Origin of the sequence: Azospirillum canadense (assembly GCF_025961225.1) — a bacterium.
Classification (GTDB): domain Bacteria; phylum Pseudomonadota; class Alphaproteobacteria; order Azospirillales; family Azospirillaceae; genus Azospirillum; species Azospirillum canadense.
Genome location: NZ_JAOQNG010000001.1, coordinates 1700954 through 1721607, shown reverse-complemented (window position 1 = coordinate 1721607; position 20654 = coordinate 1700954). Strand labels below are relative to the sequence as shown.

Here is a 20654-nt window from a genome sequence, read left to right as displayed (position 1 = left end):
CGGCGGGGCCGGTGGCTACTCAATGATGGGAATGTGCGGGGCCGCCGTGCGCGGCAGCCATCCCTGGACGCGCGGATCGTGGATTTCGCGAGTCACATGGCGGACCGGAACGAAACCCATGGACTGGTAGAGCGGCAACGCCTTCGGGTGGTCAAACGTGCAGGTATTGACCAGCAGGCGCTTCGTGTTGCCCTGCCACGCCAGCCGAATCGCCGTGTCGAGCAGCCAGGGGCCAAGCTTCAGCCCGATGAAATCCGGGATAAGGCCGAAATAGGCGAGGTCGGTGTCGGCTTCCCGCCGGTCGATCTCGGCGAATCCGGCGGGCGTGCCGTTCACGTACAGCACCCACACCTCGACCCGCGGGTCGGTGACGATGCGGCCGAGGTCCGGCATGGGCATGCGCCGGCGCTCGTGCCACAGCCACGGCTCGCCAACCGTGTCGTAGAGATAGCGGTAGAAAGACGCCGTCGGCGAATTCGCCCGCACCAGCGCGACGTCCCCGGCCGGCCGCGGCAGCGGCGCGTGGGTCGGCGGGGTGGGCATCTCCAGGTAGGTGACGATGACCGACAAGCAACCGGGAGGGACGGCGACGGGAATCCGCGAGGAGGCCAGGGAAGCCGGCGTCAGGGAGAAGGTGTCTTTAGCCATTTCTGCATCATGGTAACGGGCGACGCGGCGTAGCCCAGCCGCTCGTAGAAGGCCATCACCCTGCGGTTCGTCTCGCGCACAAGCAACTGCGCTTTGGGCATGTCTGCATCCGCCAGCCAGCGCTCCGCCGCCGCGACCATGGCAGCGCCATAGCCGCGGCCCCGGCAGGCCGGGTCGACCGCCAGATAATAGAACCAGCCACGGTGCCCGTCGTGTCCGACCATCACCGAGGACACGAGCCGGCCGTTCTCCGTGCCCACCAGGATGGTCGAACTCGGCTTGGACAGGGCCAGGGCGATGTCCGCCGCCGGGTCGTTCCAGGGCACCAGCAAGCCACAGGCGCTCCACAGCGCGACGACGGCGTCCTGGTCGCCCTCGGCGAACGGGCGGATGGTCCAGCCGCCCGGCTCCCTGGCCGACGTCGTCATGATCAGCGCGCCGCCGGACCGGTTTCCAGCGGCAGATCCGGCCGGAGCCCCCATTCCGCCCAGGAGCCGTCATAGACCGCGACGTCGTCCTTCCCCGCCGCCGCGAGGCCGAGCGCGATCACGCAGGCGGTGACCCCGCTGCCGCAGGAGGCGACCACCGGGCGACCGAGGTCGATGCCTGACTCCTTTGCCCGAGCGGCAATCGCGTCCGCGGGAAGCAGCGTCTTGGTCGCGGGGTCGATCAGCTCGTTGAAGGGCAGGTTCAGGCTGCCGGGAATGCGGCCGCTGCGGCGGCCGGGCCAAGGCTCCGTCACCGCCCCTTCGTAGCGATTGGCCGCGCGCGCATCCACGACCTGGTCGTCGCGGCGGTCGATGTTGGCGAGCACGTCGTCAACGCGGCGGAGCAAGGCGGGCTGGAAACGGGCGGTGAAGGGCTTTGCAACCGGGGTAGCGGATCCGGATGCCGTCTCGCGCCCTTCGGCAAGCCATTTCGGCAGCCCGCCATCCAGGACGGCGACACGCGCGTGCCCGAACAGGCGGAACAGCCACCACACGCGGGCCGCCGCCGTGGCCATGCCCGCGCTGTCGTAGACCACCACCGTGTCGTCGTTCCCGACGCCCAGCGCGCCGGCCTTGGCGCCGAAAGTCGCCTCGTCCGGCACCATGTGCGGCAGCGGGTGGGTGTTGGGCTCGGCCACCTCGTCGATGTCCACGTAGACGGCGCCGGGGATGTGGGTCTTGGCGAACTCGGCCCGAGGGTCGCGGTCCGATCCCGGCATGAACCACGACGCGTCGAGGATGTGCAGGTCGGCGGCGCCCAGGTTGCGGCTGAGCCAGTCCGTGGACACGATCGGGCCGGGAAGCGATTCGGTCATGGCGCGGTCTTCCTCTCGATTCTTTTTCAGTCCTTCAGCGCGACGACGACGCGCCGGTTCTGCTTGCCCTTGTTCTCGATCTTCAGGACCTCGAGCATACCGATCTCGCCCAGCCGCGCCACATGCGTACCGCCGCAGGGCTGGCGGTCGACGCCGGCGATGTCCACCAGACGCACGCGACCATAGCCGCGTGGCGGCTTCACCGTCAGCGTGCGGATCAGGTCCGGGTTGGCGTCCAACTCCTCGTCGGTGATCCACAGGAAGCCGACCGGCGTGTCCGCGGCGATCAGGGTGTTCAGCGCAGCGGCGATGCCGTCCTTGTCCAATGCCTCGGCGGGAAGGTTGAAGTCGACGCGGCTGCGCTCCGCGCCAACCTGGGCGCCGGTGATCGACGCGCCCGGCAAAACGGCGCAGACGAGGTGCAGCGCCGTGTGCATGCGCATGTGGCGGTGGCGCCGGTCCCAATCGATCTCCGCCTCGACCGGCGTGCCGGGGGCGGGCAGGGCGCTTCCGGGCTCCGGCACATGGACCACGTCGTCGATGCCGTCGCCCTTCACCGTGTCGATGATCCGCACCTCACCGCCGGCGTGGCGCAGCAGGCCGGTGTCGCCCGGCTGCCCGCCGCCGTTGGGGTAGAAGACCGTGCGGTCCAGGCGGATGCCCCGCTCATCCACGGACGCGACGGTGGCGGAGCAGGATTTGGCGTAGGCGTCCTCGCGGAAGATCAGCTCCATGATTCCTCTTGGGGGTCCTCGGTGGGTTTAGGAGTCCAGCCAGTCAGGCACGGGCAGATTCTTCTCACGGAGGAATGCCGGATTAAAGAGCTTCGATTGGTACCGCTGCCCTCCGTCGCACAGGATCGTCACGATGGTGTGGCCCGGCCCCATCTCGCGGGCGATGCGCATGGCCGCCGCGACATTGATGCCCGACGACCCGCCGAGCACGAGGCCTTGCGTCTTGATCAGGTCGAAGATGACCGGCAACGCTTCCTCGTCGGTGACCTGGATCGCCTGGTCGACCGGCGCGCCTTCCAGGTTCGCGGTGATGCGGCCCTGTCCGATGCCTTCGGTGATCGAGCTGCCCTCGGCCTTCAGCGCGCCATGGGCGTAGAAATTGTAGAGCGAGGCGCCCATCGGGTCGGCCAGGACGATGCGGACGTTCGGGTCGCGCTCCTTCAGCGCCAGCCCGACGCCGGCCAGCGTGCCGCCGCTGCCGACGGCGCAGGTGAAGGCGTCGATCCGGCCTTCCGTCTGGAACCAGATTTCCGGCCCGGTGGTCAGGCGGTGCCCTTCGCGGTTCGCCACGTTGTCGAACTGGTTGGCCCAGACGGCGCCGTTCGGCTCCGTCTTCGCCAGCTTCTCGGCCAGACGGCCGGAATAGCGCACGTAGTTGTCGGGGTTGGAGTAGGGGACCGCTGGAACCAGGCGAAGGTCGGCGCCGATCAGGCGCAGCATGTCCTTCTTCTCCTGGCTCTGCGTTTCCGGCATGACGATGACGGTGCGGTACCCCAGGGCGTTGCCGACCAGCGCCAAGCCGATGCCGGTGTTGCCCGCCGTGCCCTCCACGATGGTGCCGCCGGGGCGCAGCAGGCCCTGGCGTTCCGCGTCGCGAACGATGGCCAGGGCCGCGCGGTCCTTCACCGATCCGCCGGGGTTCAGGAACTCCGCCTTGCCAAGGATCTCGCATCCCGTGGCCTTCGATGGGCCTTCCAGCCGAATCAGCGGCGTGTTGCCGATCGAGCCGATGAAGCCGGTGCGGATGTCCACGGAGTCTCTCCCGAGTCGAATGAAAATCTCCGCAACACTATCGGCACCCCGTTCGGGGAATTCAAGCGGACCTCGTGAAATGCAGCATTGAACAACGCCACAATGTAAATGCGGAGGCTTATCCCTGCCGCCACTGCGCGCGCAGCCGATCGCGGTGGCGGGCGAACCAGCCCAGCGCGATGATGGCGATGGAGTTGTTCAGCCGGTTTTCGTCGAGCAGGCGGATGGCCTCGTCTGCGGGCACGACGCTGATGCGGATGTCCTCGTGCTCTTCCTCAAGCCCCCCGATGCCGCCGATCCCGGCCGAGTCCACCCGGCCGCAGAAGACGGTGACGTGCTCGTCATAGGCGCCCGGGCTGGGGAAGTAGTCGCAGATCGTCTCGATCTCCTGCACGGTGCAGCCCGCTTCCTCCCGGGCCTCACGCCGCGCCACGTCCTCTGGGGTTTCGCCTTCGTCCAGCAGGCCTGCGACGATCTCCGTCAACCAGGCCGGCCCCCCCGCCGCAGCGGCGGCGACGCGGAACTGTTCGATGAGCACCACGCTGTCGCGGTCGGGATCGTAGAGCAGCACCCCGACGGCCTGCCCGCGGACGCAGACCTCCCGCGGGGGCAGCACGTCGGTCCAGCTTCCGTCGAACTTTTTGTGGCGCAGGCGGTAGACGTCGATCTGGAGATAGCCGTCGTAGGCGGTTTTCTTCTCGACGACGTCGATGTCCGGATGATTGCCGATTCCCCGATCACTCATGGGCGCTCGTCTCCTTGGCGCGTTCTGCGGCTGGTCGAGCCAAGGATGTAGCGCATCCGACCGCCAGGGGCGAGGCGCCGTCGCTGCGTCAGAACGTCGGATTGAGCTTCAGCGTCCGGTACCGATCGACCGACCGAACCGTCACCGGTTCGAGCTTCGGGCCGCGCATCACCTCCAGCGGGACGGCGACACCCGCGGGGCCGAGGCCCCAAAGTTTCCGGTAGAAGTCGGCGAGGCTGGAGAAGCGCTGCCCGCCAACCCCGACGATCTGGTCGCCGGCCTTGACCCCGGCCGATTCGGCCGGGCTCTGCGGAGTCACCCGCTCGACCAGCAGGCGGCCCTGTTCTTCGCGCAGGGTCACGCCCAGCCAGGGGCGGGGCGGCTCCTGCCGGCGGCCGTAGGCCAGGAGGTCGGACAGGATCGGCTTCAGCGCGGACACCGGCACGAACATGTTGCCGGCCACCGTGGCGTGACCGGGCATGGCGTCACGCAGAATCAGCGAACCGACGCCGACCAGTTGGCCCTTGCGGTCGACCAGCGCCGCGCCGTTGAAGCCGGCGATGGGCGGGCTGGTGAAGATCGCCTCGTCCAGCAGATATTCCCAATAGCCGGCGAACTCCCGCTTGCCGACGACCAGCACCGGCTGGACCGGCTGCGGACCGTGCCGGCTCAGCACCAGCGCGGCATCGCCTTCCTTCAGGGACTCCGAGTCGCCGATCCGCATCGGACTCGCGGCGAAGTCCAGGCCGGCGCGGACGAGCCCAAAGCCGGTCGACTGGTCGTAGGCGACCAATTCGGCCGGATAGCCGTGGCCATCGCCGGTGGTGACCTGGATTTGAGCCGCCTCGACGACGGTGTAGCCGATGGTGAGGATCAGGCCGGACCCGTCGATGACCACACCCGTGCCTTCCCGCTCGGTTCCCAAGGTTTGGGCGCTCTGCGCGTCGGGGAGGATGGTGGCGTTGATCCGCACGACGGCGCGGGCCAGGGCTTCCGCGTTCAACTCGTCCGCCGAGGCCTCTCCGAGCGTCACCGCCAAATTGCCGATAAGGGTTCCGGTCAGGAGAAACCCGTTCAGGAGAAGCATGGTCCAGGAGATGCGGCGCCAGCGACCCGTCATGCGTCCCTCCCTTACCGGGATCCGAGTCGGGCCGGCCGGCCGTCACGCGGTCCACAGGAATGAGATGAGAGCGCGGACGTCACCATCAAGTGGAGATCGGGCAAGTGGAGATCGGGATGGACCGCCTGAAATGAAACCAGCGGCCCCTCGCGGGTGTTACCCGGGACTGAGACAACGGAGGAAGCCGACATGCCCATCAACACCGAACGCGACCTCGAACGGGCCGTCGAGGAGTTCCAACGTCTGGCCGACGCGCCGGCCGGATCGCAGGACGAACGGCGCCGCCGTGAACTGGACGCGGAGATCAAGGCCTTCTACGTCCAGAATTCGGACGAGCTGCGCGTTGCGAAGCCCCGGCACGAGTAAACCCCGCTGCATCCTGACGCTGGGGCTTCGACGCCGGCATGTGTCCATTTCTCCATCGACGCGGGGACGCCGGCTGGCCGACACTGGCGGCGTTGCGTGCCGGTCCGTCAGCCGGCGCCGCTTGTTCAGGAGAGCGCCCCCGCGATGAAGCGAATCGACAGCTGCTACACGTGCCTGTTCTGGGAAGGGCAGGGCATCCGCCAGCGCGGCCCGAAGGGGTTGTGCCGGCGGTTCCCGCCCGTCGTGACCCCACGCGACCCGGAAGGCCGGTTTCCGATCACGCTGTCCACGGACTGGTGCGGCGAGTGGAAGCGGGACATCGGCGAGCCGGCGGGCGACTCCGCGGACGACCGCATCATCTACGACGACCAGGACGCCTGACCGGTCAATAATGACGTGGCGCCCGCGCTCCTTCAGCGAGGCAGCGGCGCCATCACCATCGTCCGCCGGCTTTCCGGCAGGAAGAATTCTCCACCCGCCTGCGTCTGGCGCCGGTCCGCCTCCAGGATCGCCACGACGATGATCATGACGACCAGAACGACGAACAAGGCCCCGACGGCATCCCAGCCGTCCGGCCCGTCGGCTGGTCCATTGGATTGAGTGTGTTCGTCCTGAAGTGTCACGGACCACCCTCCGCCGCCATACACGCCCAGGTGCCGAAATCGATAACCCTGGGATTGGATGTGGGTATGGGGCAGGGGCGCCGCATCCGACGGTCGGACAGCACGGCCTACTCTTTCGGCCAAGGCCGATTGGAGTATGAGCAAAGGAAAAAGGCCAAGTTCCGCAAAGGAACTTGGCCTTTTTCAAAGTGGCTCCCGGTGCTGGACTCGAACCAGCGACACGCGGATTAACAGTCCGCTGCTCTACCGACTGAGCTAACCGGGATCAGTCGCGCCGTTGTCGGCGTGGGCGGCGTTATAGCGAACCCTCGGACGCTTGCCAAGCCTTTTGATGACAAAAAATGCGGTTTGATTTCTCATCGCCGGAGCGGTCCGTGAAGACACGAAAACGCGCCGCTGCAGGTCAGTCCTGCACGGCGACGAATCATCGACAAATTGTTCAAGGAAAGAAGGATGGAGGCACGGGCCGGAATCGAACCGGCATTGACGGATTTGCAGTCCGCTGCATCACCACTCTGCCACCGCGCCATCCCTGTTGGCACCCCGTGAAGGGGCACCGCAGCGTGGGTGCGGACGTATACTGCGCTTCGCAGGGGCGGTCAAGCGCCTTGCTGCGTTCCAGGCTGCATCCCGCGAGGCCCGCCGCATCCCGTACGGTTTCGGCATCCCGTGTGGCGTTGTGTTCATGCCGTTTTGAAGATATATACGCGACAAGGCAACGAAGCCGTCCCGCATGGCTTGGTGCCGCGCCCATCCACCAAATCAATAAGCGACCGCCATGTCAGAATACGCCGCCGCCCGTCTCAACATGGTCGAGGGGCAGATTCGCCCGAACAAGGTCACCGACCACCGCCTGGTCGAAGCCATGCTCGACATCCCGCGTGAGGTGTTCGTGCCGCAGGCGGCGCGGGGCATCGCTTATGTGGATGAAGACATCGCGATCGGAAACGGTCGCTACCTGATGGAGCCGATGGTGTTCGCCCGCATGCTCCAGGAAGTGGGCGTGGAGGAAACCGACACCGTCCTCGACATCGGCTGCGCCACCGGCTACTCGACCGCCGTGCTGGCACGGCTGGCCGCGACCGTGGTCGGCGTCGAGTCGGACGCCACTCTCGCACAGCGTGCCGGCAAGGCGCTCGCCGAACTCGGCGCGGTCAACGCGTCCGTGGTGACCGGCCCGCTGACGGACGGGTATTCGGCCAAGGCCCCCTACGACGTCATCGTCATCGAAGGCCTCGTGGCCGAGGTGCCGGAAGCGATCACCGGGCAGATGGCCAACGGCGGCCGTCTCATCGCGACGGTCATGGGCGATCGCGGGGTGGGCGAGGTGAAGCTCTACCAGCGCATCGGCGGCGTCGTGTCGGGCCGGGTTCTTTTCGAGGCGCATTCGCGCCCGCTGCCCGGATTCGAGGCAAAACCCAAGTTCGTTTTCTAAATCCCGTTTTTCATTCTAAGATCATCACGTTTGTAACCGATCACCTCGCCTTGCAACGGCCGCGTCACGGCGGCACGCAGCGGAGAACCGACCCATGCCGGCGCCGATTGAGATGGAGGTCGAAGACCTCGACCGAATCCGCAAATCCGGAGGAGACCCGCTGGTGCTCGACGTTCGCGAGCCTCATGAAGTGGCCATCTGCGCAATCCCCGACAGCCTGCACGTTCCCATGGGTTCCGTGCCGCGGCGGGTTGGGGAGTTGCCGACGGATCGCGACATCGTGGTCGTATGCCACCATGGGGGCCGGAGCGCGCAGGTGACCATGTGGTTGCGTTCCCAGGGTTTCGACCGCGCCAGCAATCTGAACGGCGGTGTCGATGCCTGGGCGCGCCGAATCGACCCGAACATGAAGGTCTACTGAACATGACTGTGCGAAGCCGTTTCGCGCGCCATTTGCTGACGACGACCCTGACGATGGGCGTCTTGTTCGCGGGTGCCATGGAAAGCGCGTCCGCCCAGACGCTCCAGGAGGCGCTCGCCCAGGCTTACGCCAGCAACCCGGCGCTCGGCGCCCAGCGCGCTCGCCAGCGCGCGGTCGACGAAAGCGTGCCACAGGCGCTTTCCGGCTATCGTCCGACCGTGCGGGCGACCGCCAACGTCGGCCGTAACATCACGAGCCAGGACGTCTACAGCCGGTCGGCCGGAGCGTCGGCGACGATCGGAACGCAGGTCAACCCGAAATCCGTAGGTCTTAGCGCGACCCAGCCGCTCTACGACGCCACGGTAGGCCCCGCCGTCCGCCGGGCCGAGCGCACCGTCGAAGCCCAGCGTGCCAGCACGCTGGCCACGGAACAGCAGACTCTGCTGACCGCGGCGACCGCCTATCTGGACGTGGTCCAGAACCAAGCGCTCCTGCAACTCCAGGCGAACAACGAGCAGGTGCTGCGTCGCCAGCTCGACGCCGCCCGCGACCGCTTCCGCGTCGGCGAGTACACCCGCACCGACGTGAGCCAGTCCGAATCGCGTCTGGCCGCGTCGATCGCCTCGCGCATCACCGCCGAGGGCACCCTGCAGGCGTCGCGCGCCGCCTATGAGCGCACCGTCGGCTCGATGCCGGGCAACCTCAAGGCGCCCAAGCCGAACTTCAAGCTGCCGGCCACCCTGGATGAGGTGGTCGAGATGGCGCGTGCGAACAACCCGTCGGTCCTTGCCGCGTCCTACACCGAGCAGGCGCAGCGCGAGGCCGTCGACCAGCAGTTCGGCAGGCTTCTGCCGTCGGCCAACCTGTCGGCGCAGGCCCAGCGTTCGTGGGATGCGTCCACGTCGAGCGGAATCGATACGCGCCGGCTGGACAGCGCCCAGTTCACCGCCCAGGTGACGATCCCGCTGTACCAAGCCGGCCTGCCCGAGGCGCTGACCCGCGAGGCGAAGCACACCGCGAATCAGGCGCGTCTGCAGATCGAGGACGCGCGGGCCCAGTCCGTGCAGTCGGCGATCAGCGCATGGCAGGGGCTCCAGGCCGCCCGCGCCAGCATCGAATCGTTCAATTCGCAGATCCGCGCGGCGGAAATCGCGTTGGAAGGCGTGCGCCAGGAAGCGCAGGTCGGTTCGCGCACCGTCCTCGACGTGCTGAACCAGGAGCAGGAACTGCTCAACGCCCGCGTGAACCTCGTGCAGGCGCAGCGAAACGAAATGGTCCAGGCCTTCACCGTCCTGGGCGCGATCGGACAGTTGACTGCGCGGCAACTCAGCCTTCCGGTCCAGTACTACAATCCGGACACGCATTACCAGCAGGTGCGGAACAAGTGGACCGGCACCGGCGTGCCGGAGTGATCGAAGCGGCCCGCCCCGGCGGGCCGTTTTTGTCTGGTGGCTTTTTACCGGAGCCTGCCCTAGTGTCCGCACAGGATGACGTCCCGGATTTGCCACGATGAGCGATAAAGGCCAGCAAGAACCGTCGATGGAGGAGATCCTCGCCTCCATCCGCCGCATCATCTCCGAGGACGGCGAACCGGCGAAGGCGGAAGCGGCACCACCCCCACCTCCGCCTCCACCGCCGCCACCCCCACCTCCGCCGCCGCCCCCTCCGCCGCCTCCGCTTCCGGAAGAGGATGACATCCTCGAACTGACGCAGATGGTGCGCGACGACGGGTCCGTGGTGGACGTGGACGAGCCCGACCACGACCCCGACCCGTGGCGCGATGAACCGGCCTTTCCGGAGCCGCTGGCCGTTCCGGAGCCGGATTTCCACGACGATGAGCCCGAGCCGCCCCCGCCGCCGCGACCGGCCGCGCGCCGCCCGGTCCCGAGCTTCGACGATTTCGAGGACGACGAGCCCCCGCCGCCCCCGCGCCACCGCCCGCGCGCGCAGGACATCGACGACGGTTTGATCTCTCGCCGGGTCGCCGAGGAGTCGTCGCATCATTTCACGCATCTGGCGCGCCAGCTCGGCGACGACCTCTCCATCGGCCCGATGCCGGTCGGCGTGCGGACCGTGGAGGAAGTGGTCCGCGAGCTGTTGAAGCCGCTGCTGAAGGAATGGCTGGACGAAAACCTGCCGACCATCGTTGAACGGCTCGTGCAGCAGGAGATCGACCGGATGATCCGGCGGTCCCAAAAATTCTAAAGGGCGATCCGCCCACCCCTGATTTCCCGGTCAAGATCGTAAGCGAAAGTTTCTGGTGATGTTGGAAAAGACGTATCGCCCCGCCGAGGTCGAGGAAAAGCACTACCGACTGTGGGAAGAGTCCGGCGCCTTTGCGGCGAACACCGAGTCGAACGGCGCGCCCTACACGATCATGATGCCGCCGCCGAACGTAACCGGCAGCCTGCACATGGGGCACGCGCTGACCTTCACGCTCCAGGATGTGCTGATCCGCTACAACCGCATGCGCGGGCGCGACACGCTTTGGCAGCCGGGCACCGACCACGCCGGCATCGCGACGCAGATGGTGGTGGAACGCAACCTCGCCAAGGACGGCAAGACACGCCACGATTTCGGCCGCGACTCCTTCATCGACAAGGTCTGGGAGTGGAAGGCCGAGTCCGGCGGCACCATCACCCGCCAGCTCCGCCGCCTCGGCGCCTCGCCCGATTGGGCGAAGGAGCGCTTCACCATGGACGAGGGGCTGAGCCGCGCCGTCCGCAAGGTGTTCGTGGAACTGCACAAGCAGGGGCTGATCTACAAGGACAAGCGGCTGGTCAACTGGGACCCCAAGCTGCACACCGCGATCTCCGACCTTGAGGTCGAGCAGAAGGAGATCAAGGGCAACCTCTGGCACTTCCGCTATCCGATTGAAAACACTGGGGGCGAGGGCGAGTCGGACCGCTTCATCGTCGTCGCCACCACGCGCCCGGAAACGATGCTGGGCGACACCGGCGTCGCCGTCCATCCGGAGGACGAGCGCTACAAGGACCTGATCGGCAAGCATGTGGTCCTGCCGCTGGTCGGCCGCCGCATCCCGATCGTCGGCGACGAGTACGCCGATCCGGAGACCGGCTCCGGTGCCGTGAAGATCACGCCGGCCCACGACTTCAACGACTTCGAGGTCGGGAAGCGTTGCGGGCTGGCCGCCATCAACATCATGGACCGCGACGCCCGGATCACCGGCGATGACGTGCCGGAGGCCTACCGTGGCCTCGACCGCTACGAGGCGCGCAAGAAGGTCGTTGCGGAGTTGGAAGCGCTTGGCCTTCTGGAGAAGATCGAGCCGCACACGCACATGGTCCCGCACGGCGACCGGTCCGGCGTGGCCATCGAGCCCTGGCTGACCGACCAGTGGTACGTGGACGCCGCGACCCTCGCCAAGCCGGCCATCGAGGCGGTGGAGACCGGCAAGACCGTGTTCGTGCCCAAGCAGTGGGAGAACACCTACTTCGAGTGGATGCGCAACATCCAGCCCTGGTGCATCAGCCGCCAGATCTGGTGGGGGCACCAGATTCCGGCCTGGTACGGTCCGGACGGGCACTTCTTCGTCGAGGAAACGGAGGACGCCGCCATCGCCGCGGCCAAGGCGCATTATGGCAAGGACGTGGAACTGACGCGTGACCAGGACGTGCTGGACACGTGGTTCTCGTCGGCGCTGTGGCCCTTCTCCACGCTCGGCTGGCCGGACCAGACCCCGGATCTGGCGCGCTATTACCCGACCGACGTCCTGGTCACCGGCTTTGACATCATCTTCTTCTGGGTCGCCCGGATGATGATGATGGGCCTGCATTTCATGAAGGACGTGCCCTTCCGGACGGTCTACATCCACGCCCTGGTCCGTGACGAGAAGGGCCAGAAGATGTCGAAGTCCAAGGGCAACGTCATCGACCCGCTGGAACTGATCGACCAGTACGGCACCGACGCCCTGCGCTTCACCCTGACGGCCATGGCCGCGCAGGGCCGCGACATCAAGCTGGCGGTCAGCCGCGTGGAGGGCTATCGCAACTTCGCGACGAAGCTGTGGAACGCCGCGCGCTACACCCAGATGAACGGCGTGGCGCCGGTGGCCGGCTTCAAGCCGGTTGGCCTGACGCAAACGGTCAATCGCTGGATCGTCGGCGCGCTCGCCGAGGCGGCGAAGAAGGTCGGCGAGTCCATCGAGGCCTACAAGTTCAACGAGGCGGCCAACACCGCCTATGCCTTCACCTGGGGCACCTTCTGCGACTGGTACCTGGAGTTCACCAAGCCGATCCTGAACGGCTCGGATGAGGCGGCAATCGCCGAGACGCGCGCGACGACGGCTTGGGTGCTGGACGAGATCCTGCACATGCTCCACCCCATCATGCCCTACATCACGGAAGAGCTGTGGGAGCAGCTGTCGCCGGAGCGGGCCAGCCGCCTGATCTCCGCCGATTGGCCGCAGCACGGTGCCGACCTGATCGACCCAGCCGCCCGTGACGAGATGGACTGGGTGGTGCGGCTGATCTCCTCGGTCCGCTCCATGCGGTCGGAGATGAACGTGCCGCCGGCGGCGCAGATCGATCTGAAGCTGAAGGACACTGGTCCGGAGAGTCTGAAGCGGCTCGACACCCATCGCGAGCTGATCCTGCGCATGGGCCGGCTGGCCGGCGCCGAGCCGCTGTCCGGCGCCGTGCCGAAGAGCGCGGTCCAGGCGGTGCTGGACGAGGCTACGCTGATCCTGCCGCTGGAAGGCATCGTCGACCTGGACAAGGAGCGCGGTCGCCTGACCAAGGAGATCGAGAAGCTCGCCGGGGAGATCAAGAAGATCGACGCCAAGCTCTCCAACGAGCAGTTCGTCGCCAAGGCCCCGGAAGAAGTGATCGAGGAGCAGCGCGACCGCCGCGATGCCGCCGAGCAGGCCCGCGGCAAGCTGCAGAAGGCGCTGGAAATGCTGGCGGCGTGATGGCGCGCCGGTCGGCTGGCTGATGAAGGAGGGCAGGGGCTTCGGCCGCTGCCCTTTTTCTTTGGATTTCTGGACACTGCCGCGCCCTTGGTGGCGCCGCTGTCCGGGCTTAGTTGTGCGTTCTTTTGCGTCGTGAATGATTTGCGGGCATGATGGTCGGTGCACGCGTATTCTGCCGCGAGGCTGAAGGGGGCAGGGGGGCCGCTTTGTCGTTCGTTCTGTCAAAACTGCTCTGGCCGCTGGTGTCGCCCGGAAACTTTCTCGTCCTGGTGCTTACCGTCGGGACGATTCTTCTGTTTATGCGGCGTCACGTCCGGCTGGGCCGGCGGCTCGTCGTCGCTGCAACGCTTGGGTTCCTGCTGATCACCGCCACCCCGCTTTCCTCCCTGGTCGCGCTGCCTTTGGAGGAGCGGTTCGCCAAACCGTCGCTTCCCGACCATATCGATGGCATCATCATGCTGGGCGGCGGCGTGAACCCGTACCTGTCGCTCGACCGGAACGAGCCGTCATTGAACAACGCGGCGGAGCGCGTGCTGGCCTTCGCCGACCTGATCCGCCGTTTCCCGACGGCCCGGCACGTCTTCACCGGAGGAACCGGCCAGCTGTTCGAGCCGGAGGCGACCGAGGACATCCCATTGAAGGCCGCGCTCGTGCAGGCCGGCATCGATCCGGAAACCGTGGTCTATGAGAACCAGTCCCGGAACACCTGGGAGAACGCCGTCCTCACCCAACGGATGGTGCAACCGAGCGCGGGTGAGACGTGGCTGCTGGTGACATCCGCGATGCACATGCCGCGCGCCGTCGGAATTTTCCGCAAGGTCGGCTGGCCGGTCATTCCCTATCCCGTCGATTACCGCACGCGGTCCGGCGCCCGGCCCTACACCCGGTTCGACCTTGATCTGCAAATGGAGACGCTGCGCGACTCAGTGCGGGAGTGGGTCGGGCTGGTCGCCTACCGGGCGATGGGCCGCACCGACAGCCTGTTTCCCGGTCCCTGACCCGCAACATTTCCTTTTGCACCCCCTGCGACTTCGATGGGACGCCGCCGCTGCGGTGTTGGCGTTCCGGGGTAACTCAGTTAGAGTGCCGCCACTAGATTTTGCGGGGTGAAGGGATGCGTTGGGCGCACATGCTGAGAGGGACGGTGGTGCTCCTGGGGGCACTGTCGCTCGTCGCGTGCGCGTCGAAGCCGCCTTCGCCCTCCGCGGGATTGCCGAAAAGCGGCATCTACAAGGTGGGGAAGCCCTACCAGATCGGTGGAGTCTGGTACTATCCGTCGGAGGACTTTTCCTACGACGAGACCGGCATCGCCTCCTGGTACGGGCCGGGCTTTCACGAGAAGATCACCGCCAACGGCGAGCAGTACGACCAGAACGAACTGACCGCGGCGCACAAGACGCTGCCGATGCCGAGCCTCGTCCGGGTGACCAACCTCGACAATGGCCGGTCCATCGTCGTGCGCGTCAACGACCGCGGTCCCTACGCCAACGGCCGCATCATCGACATGTCGCGGCGCGGCGCCCAGCTGCTGGGGTTCGACGGGGTCGGGACCGCCAAGGTGCGGGTCCAGATCCTGGCGGAGGAAAGCCGCGCCATCGTCGCCGCCGCGCGCCAGGGCACGCCCGCCACCATCCTGGCCGAAACCGACGGTCCCGCGCCGAAGCCCGCTCCGCGCGGCCGGGTGGAGCTTGCGGAAGGCGGCGGCCCCAATCGGCCGAGCCCCGCTGCGGTCGCAGCCGCGGCCGTTCCGGTGCCGAGCACCGTGCCCGGCAGCGTGGTGGAAGGCCGCTTCGTTCCTGCACCTGTCGTCGCGGAGTTGCCGGTCAAGCCGTACGAGCAGATCTATGTTCAGGTCGGCGCCTTCGGCAATCTGGACAACGTGACCCGCGTGCGCGCCAAATTGGCCACGATGGGGCAGGTTGCCCAGGTCACGCCGACCGTCGCCGGGAGGCAAAGGCTGCAGCGGGTTCGGGTCGGCCCGCTGAACAGCGTGGAATCCGCAGACGCCGTCCTGAACCAAGTCATTCAGGCCGGCCTTACCGACGCCAAAATCGTGGTTGATTGATCGCTCGTAACCAGAGCGTTTCGGAGTTCCGAAGGGAGTTGTCATGGTCGCTGTCGTCCGCAGCCGCGTTGCCCGCCGCCGCTTTTTCCCGTCACGCATCGCGATGGGCCGCACAGCGATGGGCTTGGCGGTTGCGCTGTTTGCGGCGGGCCTGGGGCCGGTGGCTCAGGCCGCCAGCATCGAGACCATCGCCAAGCAGGCGATCCTGGTCGATGTCACCTCGAACACCGTCCTGTTCGAGAAGAACGCCGACCAGCGCATGCCGCCGTCGTCGATGAGCAAGATCGTGACCATGTACATGGTCTTCGAAGGCATCAAGGAAGGGCGCCTGTCGCTCGACAGCTCGCTTCCGGTGTCGGAGCGCGCGTGGCGCATGCAGGGCTCCAAGATGTTCGTGGAGCTGCACAACAACATCAAGGTCGATGACCTGATCAAGGGCGTGATCGTCCAGTCCGGCAACGACGCCTGCATCGTGCTGGCCGAAGGGTTGGCCGGGTCCGAGCCGTCATTCGCGGAGCGCATGAACAAGCGTGCCAAGGAATTGGGCCTGAAGGACAGCAACCTGACCAACGCCACCGGCTGGCCGGATCCGAACCATTACATGACGGCGCGCGACATCGCGTTGGTGGCGGAGCGGCTGATCAAGGACTTCCCGGAATACTACCACTACTATTCCATCCGGGAGTTCAAGTACCACGGCATCACCCAGGGCAACCGGAACCCGCTGCTGTACCGCGGCATCAACGTCGACGGCATGAAGACCGGCCACACGGACGCCGGCGGCTACGGCCTGACCGCGTCGGGTGAGCGGGAAGGGCGGCGCCTCGTCCTGGTCGTCAACGGCCTGCCGAGCATGCAGGCCCGCGCCGACGAGTCCGCCCGTCTGATCGAGTGGGGCTTCCGCGAGTTCGCCAGCTACGCCCTGTTCAAGGCCGGTGAGACGATCGAGCAGGTGCCCGTCTGGCTGGGGGCGCAGGACACCGTCCCGGCTACCGTGCCGGAGGACATGAAGGTCACCATGGCCCGTGCCGACCGCGCCGGCATGAAGGTGTCGCTGGTCAGCAGCGCCCCGGTCGCCGCCCCGGTCAAGAAGGGCGACGTGATCGGCAAGGTCGTCATCTCGGCCCCCGGCTTCCCGGGCAAGGAGGTGCCGGTCATCGCGGCGCAGGACGTCGAGAAGCTGGGCTTCGTCGGCCGGGCGATCGCCGCCGCCAAGTTCCTCGTCTTCGGCGCGAGCTGATGAGCATGTCGACGGCGCGCGGGCGCTTCATCACGCTGGAAGGCGGCGAGGGGGCCGGGAAATCGACCCAGATCCGGCTGCTCGCCGACGCCTTGGCCGCCTGCGGCAAGGAGGTCGTGGTGACCCGCGAACCCGGCGGTTCCAAGGGCGCGGAGGAAATCCGCGCCCTGCTGGTGTCCGGTGAAACCGGGCGCTGGGGACCGGTGACGGAGGCGCTGCTGCACACGGCGGCTCGGCGCGACCATCTGGAACGCACCGTCTGGCCGGCGCTGGATGCCGGTCGATGGGTGATCTGCGACCGATTCTTCGACAGCACCATGGCGTACCAGGGCTATGGGCTTGGTCTCGGGCGCGATCTGGTCGGCGCGCTTCAGTCCACCGCGCTGGGCGACTTCCGCCCGGACCTGACGCTGATCCTCGACTTGCCCGTCGAGGTTGGTCTGTCCCGCGCGATCGGCCGGCGCGGCGGCGAGGACCGATACGAACGCATGGACATCGACTTTCATCGCAGGCTGCGCGACGGATTCCTCGACATCGCAGCGCGGGAGCCGGAACGGTGCGCGGTCATCGACGCATCCCATCCCATCGAGTCGGTGCAGGCCAGCATTCTTGACGCCGTGACCCGGCGGCTTGGAGTGACCATCTCCTGATCGCGGCGTTGCGGTTGTGGAGGTGGTCATGGGGATCAGGGCATTTGTCGGCGTGGTGCTTCTGTTGGTCATTCCCCATGCCGTCGCGGTCGCGGCGCCGGAGGACGTTTACGGACTCTGGCGCACGTCGGACCAACAAGCGGCGGTGGAACTGTATCCTTGCGGCCCCGACCTGTGCGGCCGCCTGGTCTGGTACGTCGAGAAGCGGACGGGCGCCGACGCCGGGCTGGACAGCAAGAATCCCGACGAGGCCCAGCGGGCGCGGCGCCTGTGCGGGCTGCTCATGATCGGCAACTTCCGCCGCCGGGACGGCGGCTGGACCGGGGGGTGGCTCTACGACCCGGAATCCGGGAACACCTACAGCGGGACGATCACGCCGGAAGGGCCGGATCACCTCAGCCTGCGCGGTTACATCGGCATTCCGCTCCTTGGCCGGACCGATCATTGGAGCCGCGCGCCGGACAGTCAGCAACGCTGCCGATGACCATCCCGCGAGAACCATCCCGCGCGAGACAGGGCTGGACCGGACGTGCCGGATGAGCCACTGTGCGCAACGTCATGATCCCTTTCGAAAAGGTCCACTGAGGTGAGCCGCGCCCGCGCACCGGAGCCGGTGGTCGAGGACGATGCCCTCGTGCCGCGCCGAAACCCTGACCTGACCGGTCACGAGGATGCCGAGCGGCTTCTGCTCGATGCCTGGAATTCCGGTCGGCTGCCGCACGCCTGGCTGGTCGGCGGTCCGCCCGGCATCGGGAAGGCCACGCTGGCCTTCCGTTTCGCGCGCTTCGTCCTGGCCCAGGGACAAGGCGTGGCGGAGGTCGGGCTGTTCGGTGCGCCGGAGGCGCCCACGTCGCTTGTGTTGGCGCCCGACCACCCCGTTGCGCGGCGCGTCGCGTCCGGCGGCCACGCCGACCTGCTGACCGTGGAACGGCAGCGCGACGAGAAGCGCGACCGCCTGAAGCGCGACATCGCCGTGGACGACGTCCGAAAGATCGGCCCATTCCTGCGCAAGACCTCCGCCGAAGGCGGCTGGCGCGTGGCGGTGATCGACGGCGCGGATCGCATGAATCTCAGTGGTTTGAACGCTATTCTTAAAATTCTGGAGGAGCCGCCTCCGGGCGCCCTTCTGCTGTTGGTCAGCGACAATCCGGGCGGCATGCTGCCCACCATCCGTTCGCGCTGCCGCAAGCTCAATCTTCATCCCTTGCCTGAGGAAACGGTTCTTAACCTGTTGAAAAAGCACAGGCCTGACCTCGTCGACGAGGACCGCGCGGCGCTTGCCCGCTTGGCGGAGGGCAGCATCGGCCGCGCCATCGACCTCGCCGACGCCGGTGGGCTGGACCTCTACCGCGAGCTTATGGGGCTGCTCGGCACGCTGCCGCGCCTGGACATCGCCGCAGCCCACGCCTTCGGCGACAAGCTGACCCGCAAACAGGATGAAGGGCTGTACGAGACGGCGACCGAACTGCTGGTCTGGTGGTTGGCCCGCTTCGCCCGTTCCCTGGCGCGCGGCGCCTGGCCGGCGGAGGTGGTGGCGGGAGAGGCCGCGCTGATGACCCGGCTGGCCAACGCCCGCGGCCTTGAACGTTGGGTGGAGGTGTGGGAAAAGGTCCCGCGCCTCTTCGCCCGTGCGGAATCGGCCAACCTCGATCGCAAGCAGGTGGTCCTGAACGCCTTGGCGACGCTTGAAGCGGCGGCCACATAGAGACGCCACTTAATCGACAATGACACGCGTATCCGATCCGGCCCGGGGCCGGGCCGGCGAACTCTCGGGAGAGCATCGGACATGACCGGGTCGAAGACCTATTACCTGACGACTCCGATCTATTATGTGAACGACGTGCCGCACATCGGGCACGCGTACACCACGCTCGCCTGCGACGTGCTGGCCCGCTTCATGCGGCTCGACGGTTATGACGTGAAGTTCCTGACCGGCACGGACGAACACGGCCAGAAGGTCGAGAAGTCGGCCATGAACGCCGGGATTGCGCCGCAGGAGTTCACCGACCGCGTGTCGAAGAACTTTCGCGACCTCGTCTCGCTGATGAACTACTCGAACGACGACTTCATCCGCACGACGGAGCCGCGGCACATCACGTCCGTCCAGGACCTGTGGCGCCGGCTGGAAGCCGCCGGGGAGATCTACCTCGGTTCCTACGCCGGCTGGTACTCGGTCCGCGACGAGGCCTTCTACGGCGAGGACGAGCTGACGACCTCGCCGACCGGCAAGAAGATCGCCCCGACCGGTGCGGAGTGCGAGTGGGTGGAGGAACCGTCCTATTTCTTCCGCCTGTCCGCCTGGCAGGACCGCCTGCTGGAGTTCTATGAGAAGAACCCGGACTTCATCGCCCCGGCAGGCAAGCGCAACGAGGTCATCGCTTTTGTAAAGTCGGGGCTGAAGGACCTGTCGGTCAGCCGCACAACCTTCAAATGGGGCATCCCGGTTCCCGGCAACCCCGACCACATCATGTACGTGTGGCTCGACGCGCTCGCCAACTACATCACCGCGGTCGGCTATCCCGACGAGAGCGGGGAGTACGCCAAATATTGGCCGGCCAACCTGCACATGGTCGGCAAGGACATCCTGCGCTTCCACGCCGTCTATTGGCCGGCCTTCCTGATGGCCGCGAAGCTCGCGCCGCCGAAGCGCGTCTTCGCGCACGGTTGGTGGACCATCGAAGGCCAGAAGATGTCGAAGTCGCTGGGCAACGTCATCGCGCCGGAGACCCTGGTCAACACCTACGGTCTTGACCAGACCCGCTACTTCCTGCTGCGCGAGGTGCCGTTCGGCAACGACGGCGACTTCTCGCACAAGCAGATGGTCCAGCGCATCAACGGCAACCTGGCCAACGACTACGGGAACCTGGTGCAGCGGTCCCTGTCGATGATCAACAAGAACTGTGGGGCCGCCGTGCCGCAGCCGGGCTCCTTCACGGAGGCCGACAACGCGCTGCTGGGTTCCGCCTACAACCTGCTGCCCATCGTCCGCGCGGAGATCGGCCAGCAGGCCTTCCACAAGGCGCTGGACGCGATCTGGGCGGTGATCGGCGACGCGAACCGCTATGTGGACGAGCAGGCCCCCTGGGCGCTGAAGAAGACCGATCCGGCGCGCATGGGTACGGTCCTCTACGTGCTGGCGGAAACGGTGCGCCACCTCGCCATCCTGACCCAGCCGATCATGCCCGACGCGTCGGCGAAGATCCTGGAACAGCTGGGGCAGGGGTCGGACGCGCGCGGGTTCGACCGGCTGGGCTCGGGCGGCGCCTTGGTCGCCGGGACGGCGCTGCCGGCGCCGCAGGGCGTCTTCCCGCGCTATGTGGAAGAAGCGAAGAGCTGACGAAC

At 67.0% G+C, this 20654-nt stretch carries 22 protein-coding genes and 2 tRNA genes; 14 read left to right on the top strand and 10 right to left on the bottom strand.

Annotation, left to right across the window (positions count from 1 at the left end; genetic code table 11):
• Positions 1 to 15: 15 nt before the first annotated feature.
• The 7 genes from M2351_RS08165 to M2351_RS08135 form a co-directional block, all read right to left on the bottom strand.
• Positions 16 to 648 (bottom strand): GNAT family N-acetyltransferase, encoded by a 633-nt coding sequence (locus M2351_RS08165; protein ID WP_264655602.1) that lies wholly within the window; start codon positions 646 to 648, stop codon positions 16 to 18.
• Positions 624 to 1076 (bottom strand): GNAT family acetyltransferase, encoded by a 453-nt coding sequence (locus M2351_RS08160; protein ID WP_264655601.1) that lies wholly within the window; start codon positions 1074 to 1076, stop codon positions 624 to 626. Before M2351_RS08160 ends, M2351_RS08165 begins: the two co-directional genes overlap by 25 nt.
• Positions 1077 to 1078: 2 nt before the next feature.
• Entirely contained in the window at positions 1079 to 1951 is an 873-nt protein-coding gene (gene sseA / locus M2351_RS08155) for a 3-mercaptopyruvate sulfurtransferase (RefSeq protein ID WP_264655600.1), read from the bottom strand.
• 26 nt (positions 1952 to 1977) lie between these two features.
• On the bottom strand, positions 1978 to 2685 hold the full coding sequence (locus tag M2351_RS08150; protein ID WP_264655599.1) for an alanyl-tRNA editing protein: 708 nt from the start codon (positions 2683 to 2685) through the stop codon (positions 1978 to 1980).
• Positions 2686 to 2712: 27 nt separating this feature from the next.
• A complete protein-coding gene (locus M2351_RS08145) occupies positions 2713 to 3717 on the bottom strand; it encodes a cysteine synthase A (protein WP_264655598.1) in 1005 nt (334 codons plus the stop codon).
• A 118-nt stretch (positions 3718 to 3835) separates the two neighbouring features.
• Positions 3836 to 4462, bottom strand: a complete 627-nt coding sequence (locus tag M2351_RS08140; protein ID WP_264655597.1) for an NUDIX domain-containing protein — start codon at positions 4460 to 4462, stop codon at positions 3836 to 3838.
• An 88-nt stretch (positions 4463 to 4550) separates the two neighbouring features.
• Entirely contained in the window at positions 4551 to 5582 is a 1032-nt protein-coding gene (locus tag M2351_RS08135; protein ID WP_264655596.1) for a S1C family serine protease, read from the bottom strand.
• Positions 5583 to 5771: 189 nt separating this feature from the next.
• Here M2351_RS08135 and M2351_RS08130 point away from each other — a divergent pair, with 189 nt between their 5' ends.
• Complete coding sequence (locus tag M2351_RS08130) at positions 5772 to 5948, top strand: hypothetical protein (protein WP_264655595.1); 177 nt, start codon at positions 5772 to 5774, stop codon at positions 5946 to 5948.
• Positions 5949 to 6092: 144 nt separating this feature from the next.
• The gene (locus tag M2351_RS08125; protein WP_264655594.1) at positions 6093 to 6329 is read left to right on the top strand and encodes a hypothetical protein; all 237 of its coding nucleotides are present in this window, start codon (positions 6093 to 6095) and stop codon (positions 6327 to 6329) included.
• Positions 6330 to 6361: 32 nt separating this feature from the next.
• Here M2351_RS08125 and M2351_RS08120 read toward each other — a convergent pair whose 3' ends face one another.
• The 3 genes from M2351_RS08120 to M2351_RS08110 all read right to left on the bottom strand — a co-directional run bounded on the left by M2351_RS08120 (position 6362) and on the right by M2351_RS08110 (position 7099).
• On the bottom strand, positions 6362 to 6571 hold the full coding sequence (locus M2351_RS08120) for a hypothetical protein (RefSeq protein ID WP_264655593.1): 210 nt from the start codon (positions 6569 to 6571) through the stop codon (positions 6362 to 6364).
• Positions 6572 to 6760: 189 nt separating this feature from the next.
• Positions 6761 to 6836, bottom strand: a tRNA-Asn gene (locus M2351_RS08115).
• Positions 6837 to 7025: 189 nt separating this feature from the next.
• Positions 7026 to 7099 (bottom strand) — tRNA-Cys (locus tag M2351_RS08110).
• 250 nt (positions 7100 to 7349) lie between these two features.
• Between M2351_RS08110 and M2351_RS08105 the strand changes: the two genes are divergently transcribed.
• From M2351_RS08105 to metG, 12 genes are all read left to right on the top strand, one after another.
• The gene (locus M2351_RS08105; protein ID WP_264655592.1) at positions 7350 to 8006 is read left to right on the top strand and encodes a protein-L-isoaspartate O-methyltransferase family protein; all 657 of its coding nucleotides are present in this window, start codon (positions 7350 to 7352) and stop codon (positions 8004 to 8006) included.
• Between the two features lie 94 nt (positions 8007 to 8100).
• A complete protein-coding gene (locus tag M2351_RS08100; RefSeq protein ID WP_264655591.1) occupies positions 8101 to 8427 on the top strand; it encodes a rhodanese-like domain-containing protein in 327 nt (108 codons plus the stop codon).
• Positions 8428 to 8429: 2 nt separating this feature from the next.
• Positions 8430 to 9839 carry a TolC family outer membrane protein gene (locus M2351_RS08095; protein WP_264655590.1) on the top strand — a complete coding sequence of 470 codons (1410 nt, stop codon included), beginning with the start codon at positions 8430 to 8432 and terminating at the stop codon, positions 9837 to 9839.
• A gap of 97 nt (positions 9840 to 9936) precedes the next feature.
• Positions 9937 to 10632: a DUF2497 domain-containing protein gene (locus M2351_RS08090; protein ID WP_264655589.1), complete on the top strand. Its 696-nt coding sequence runs from the start codon at positions 9937 to 9939 to the stop codon at positions 10630 to 10632.
• A gap of 58 nt (positions 10633 to 10690) precedes the next feature.
• Positions 10691 to 13357 (top strand): valine--tRNA ligase, encoded by a 2667-nt coding sequence (locus tag M2351_RS08085; RefSeq protein WP_264655588.1) that lies wholly within the window; start codon positions 10691 to 10693, stop codon positions 13355 to 13357.
• Between the two features lie 299 nt (positions 13358 to 13656).
• Complete coding sequence (locus tag M2351_RS08080) at positions 13657 to 14355, top strand: YdcF family protein (protein WP_264655587.1); 699 nt, start codon at positions 13657 to 13659, stop codon at positions 14353 to 14355.
• Positions 14356 to 14471: 116 nt separating this feature from the next.
• On the top strand, positions 14472 to 15422 hold the full coding sequence (locus tag M2351_RS08075; RefSeq protein WP_264655586.1) for a septal ring lytic transglycosylase RlpA family protein: 951 nt from the start codon (positions 14472 to 14474) through the stop codon (positions 15420 to 15422).
• A gap of 43 nt (positions 15423 to 15465) precedes the next feature.
• Positions 15466 to 16662: a D-alanyl-D-alanine carboxypeptidase family protein gene (locus tag M2351_RS08070; RefSeq protein WP_264655585.1), complete on the top strand. Its 1197-nt coding sequence runs from the start codon at positions 15466 to 15468 to the stop codon at positions 16660 to 16662.
• A gap of 5 nt (positions 16663 to 16667) precedes the next feature.
• Positions 16668 to 17312, top strand: coding sequence for a dTMP kinase (tmk, locus tag M2351_RS08065; protein WP_264656852.1), 645 nt, complete (start codon positions 16668 to 16670; stop codon positions 17310 to 17312).
• A 28-nt stretch (positions 17313 to 17340) separates the two neighbouring features.
• Entirely contained in the window at positions 17341 to 17796 is a 456-nt protein-coding gene (locus M2351_RS08060; RefSeq protein WP_264655584.1) for a DUF2147 domain-containing protein, read from the top strand.
• 102 nt (positions 17797 to 17898) lie between these two features.
• Positions 17899 to 19017 (top strand): DNA polymerase III subunit delta', encoded by a 1119-nt coding sequence (locus M2351_RS08055; RefSeq protein WP_264655583.1) that lies wholly within the window; start codon positions 17899 to 17901, stop codon positions 19015 to 19017.
• Between the two features lie 81 nt (positions 19018 to 19098).
• Positions 19099 to 20649 carry a methionine--tRNA ligase gene (metG, locus tag M2351_RS08050; protein WP_264655582.1) on the top strand — a complete coding sequence of 517 codons (1551 nt, stop codon included), beginning with the start codon at positions 19099 to 19101 and terminating at the stop codon, positions 20647 to 20649.
• Positions 20650 to 20654 lie beyond the last annotated feature (5 nt).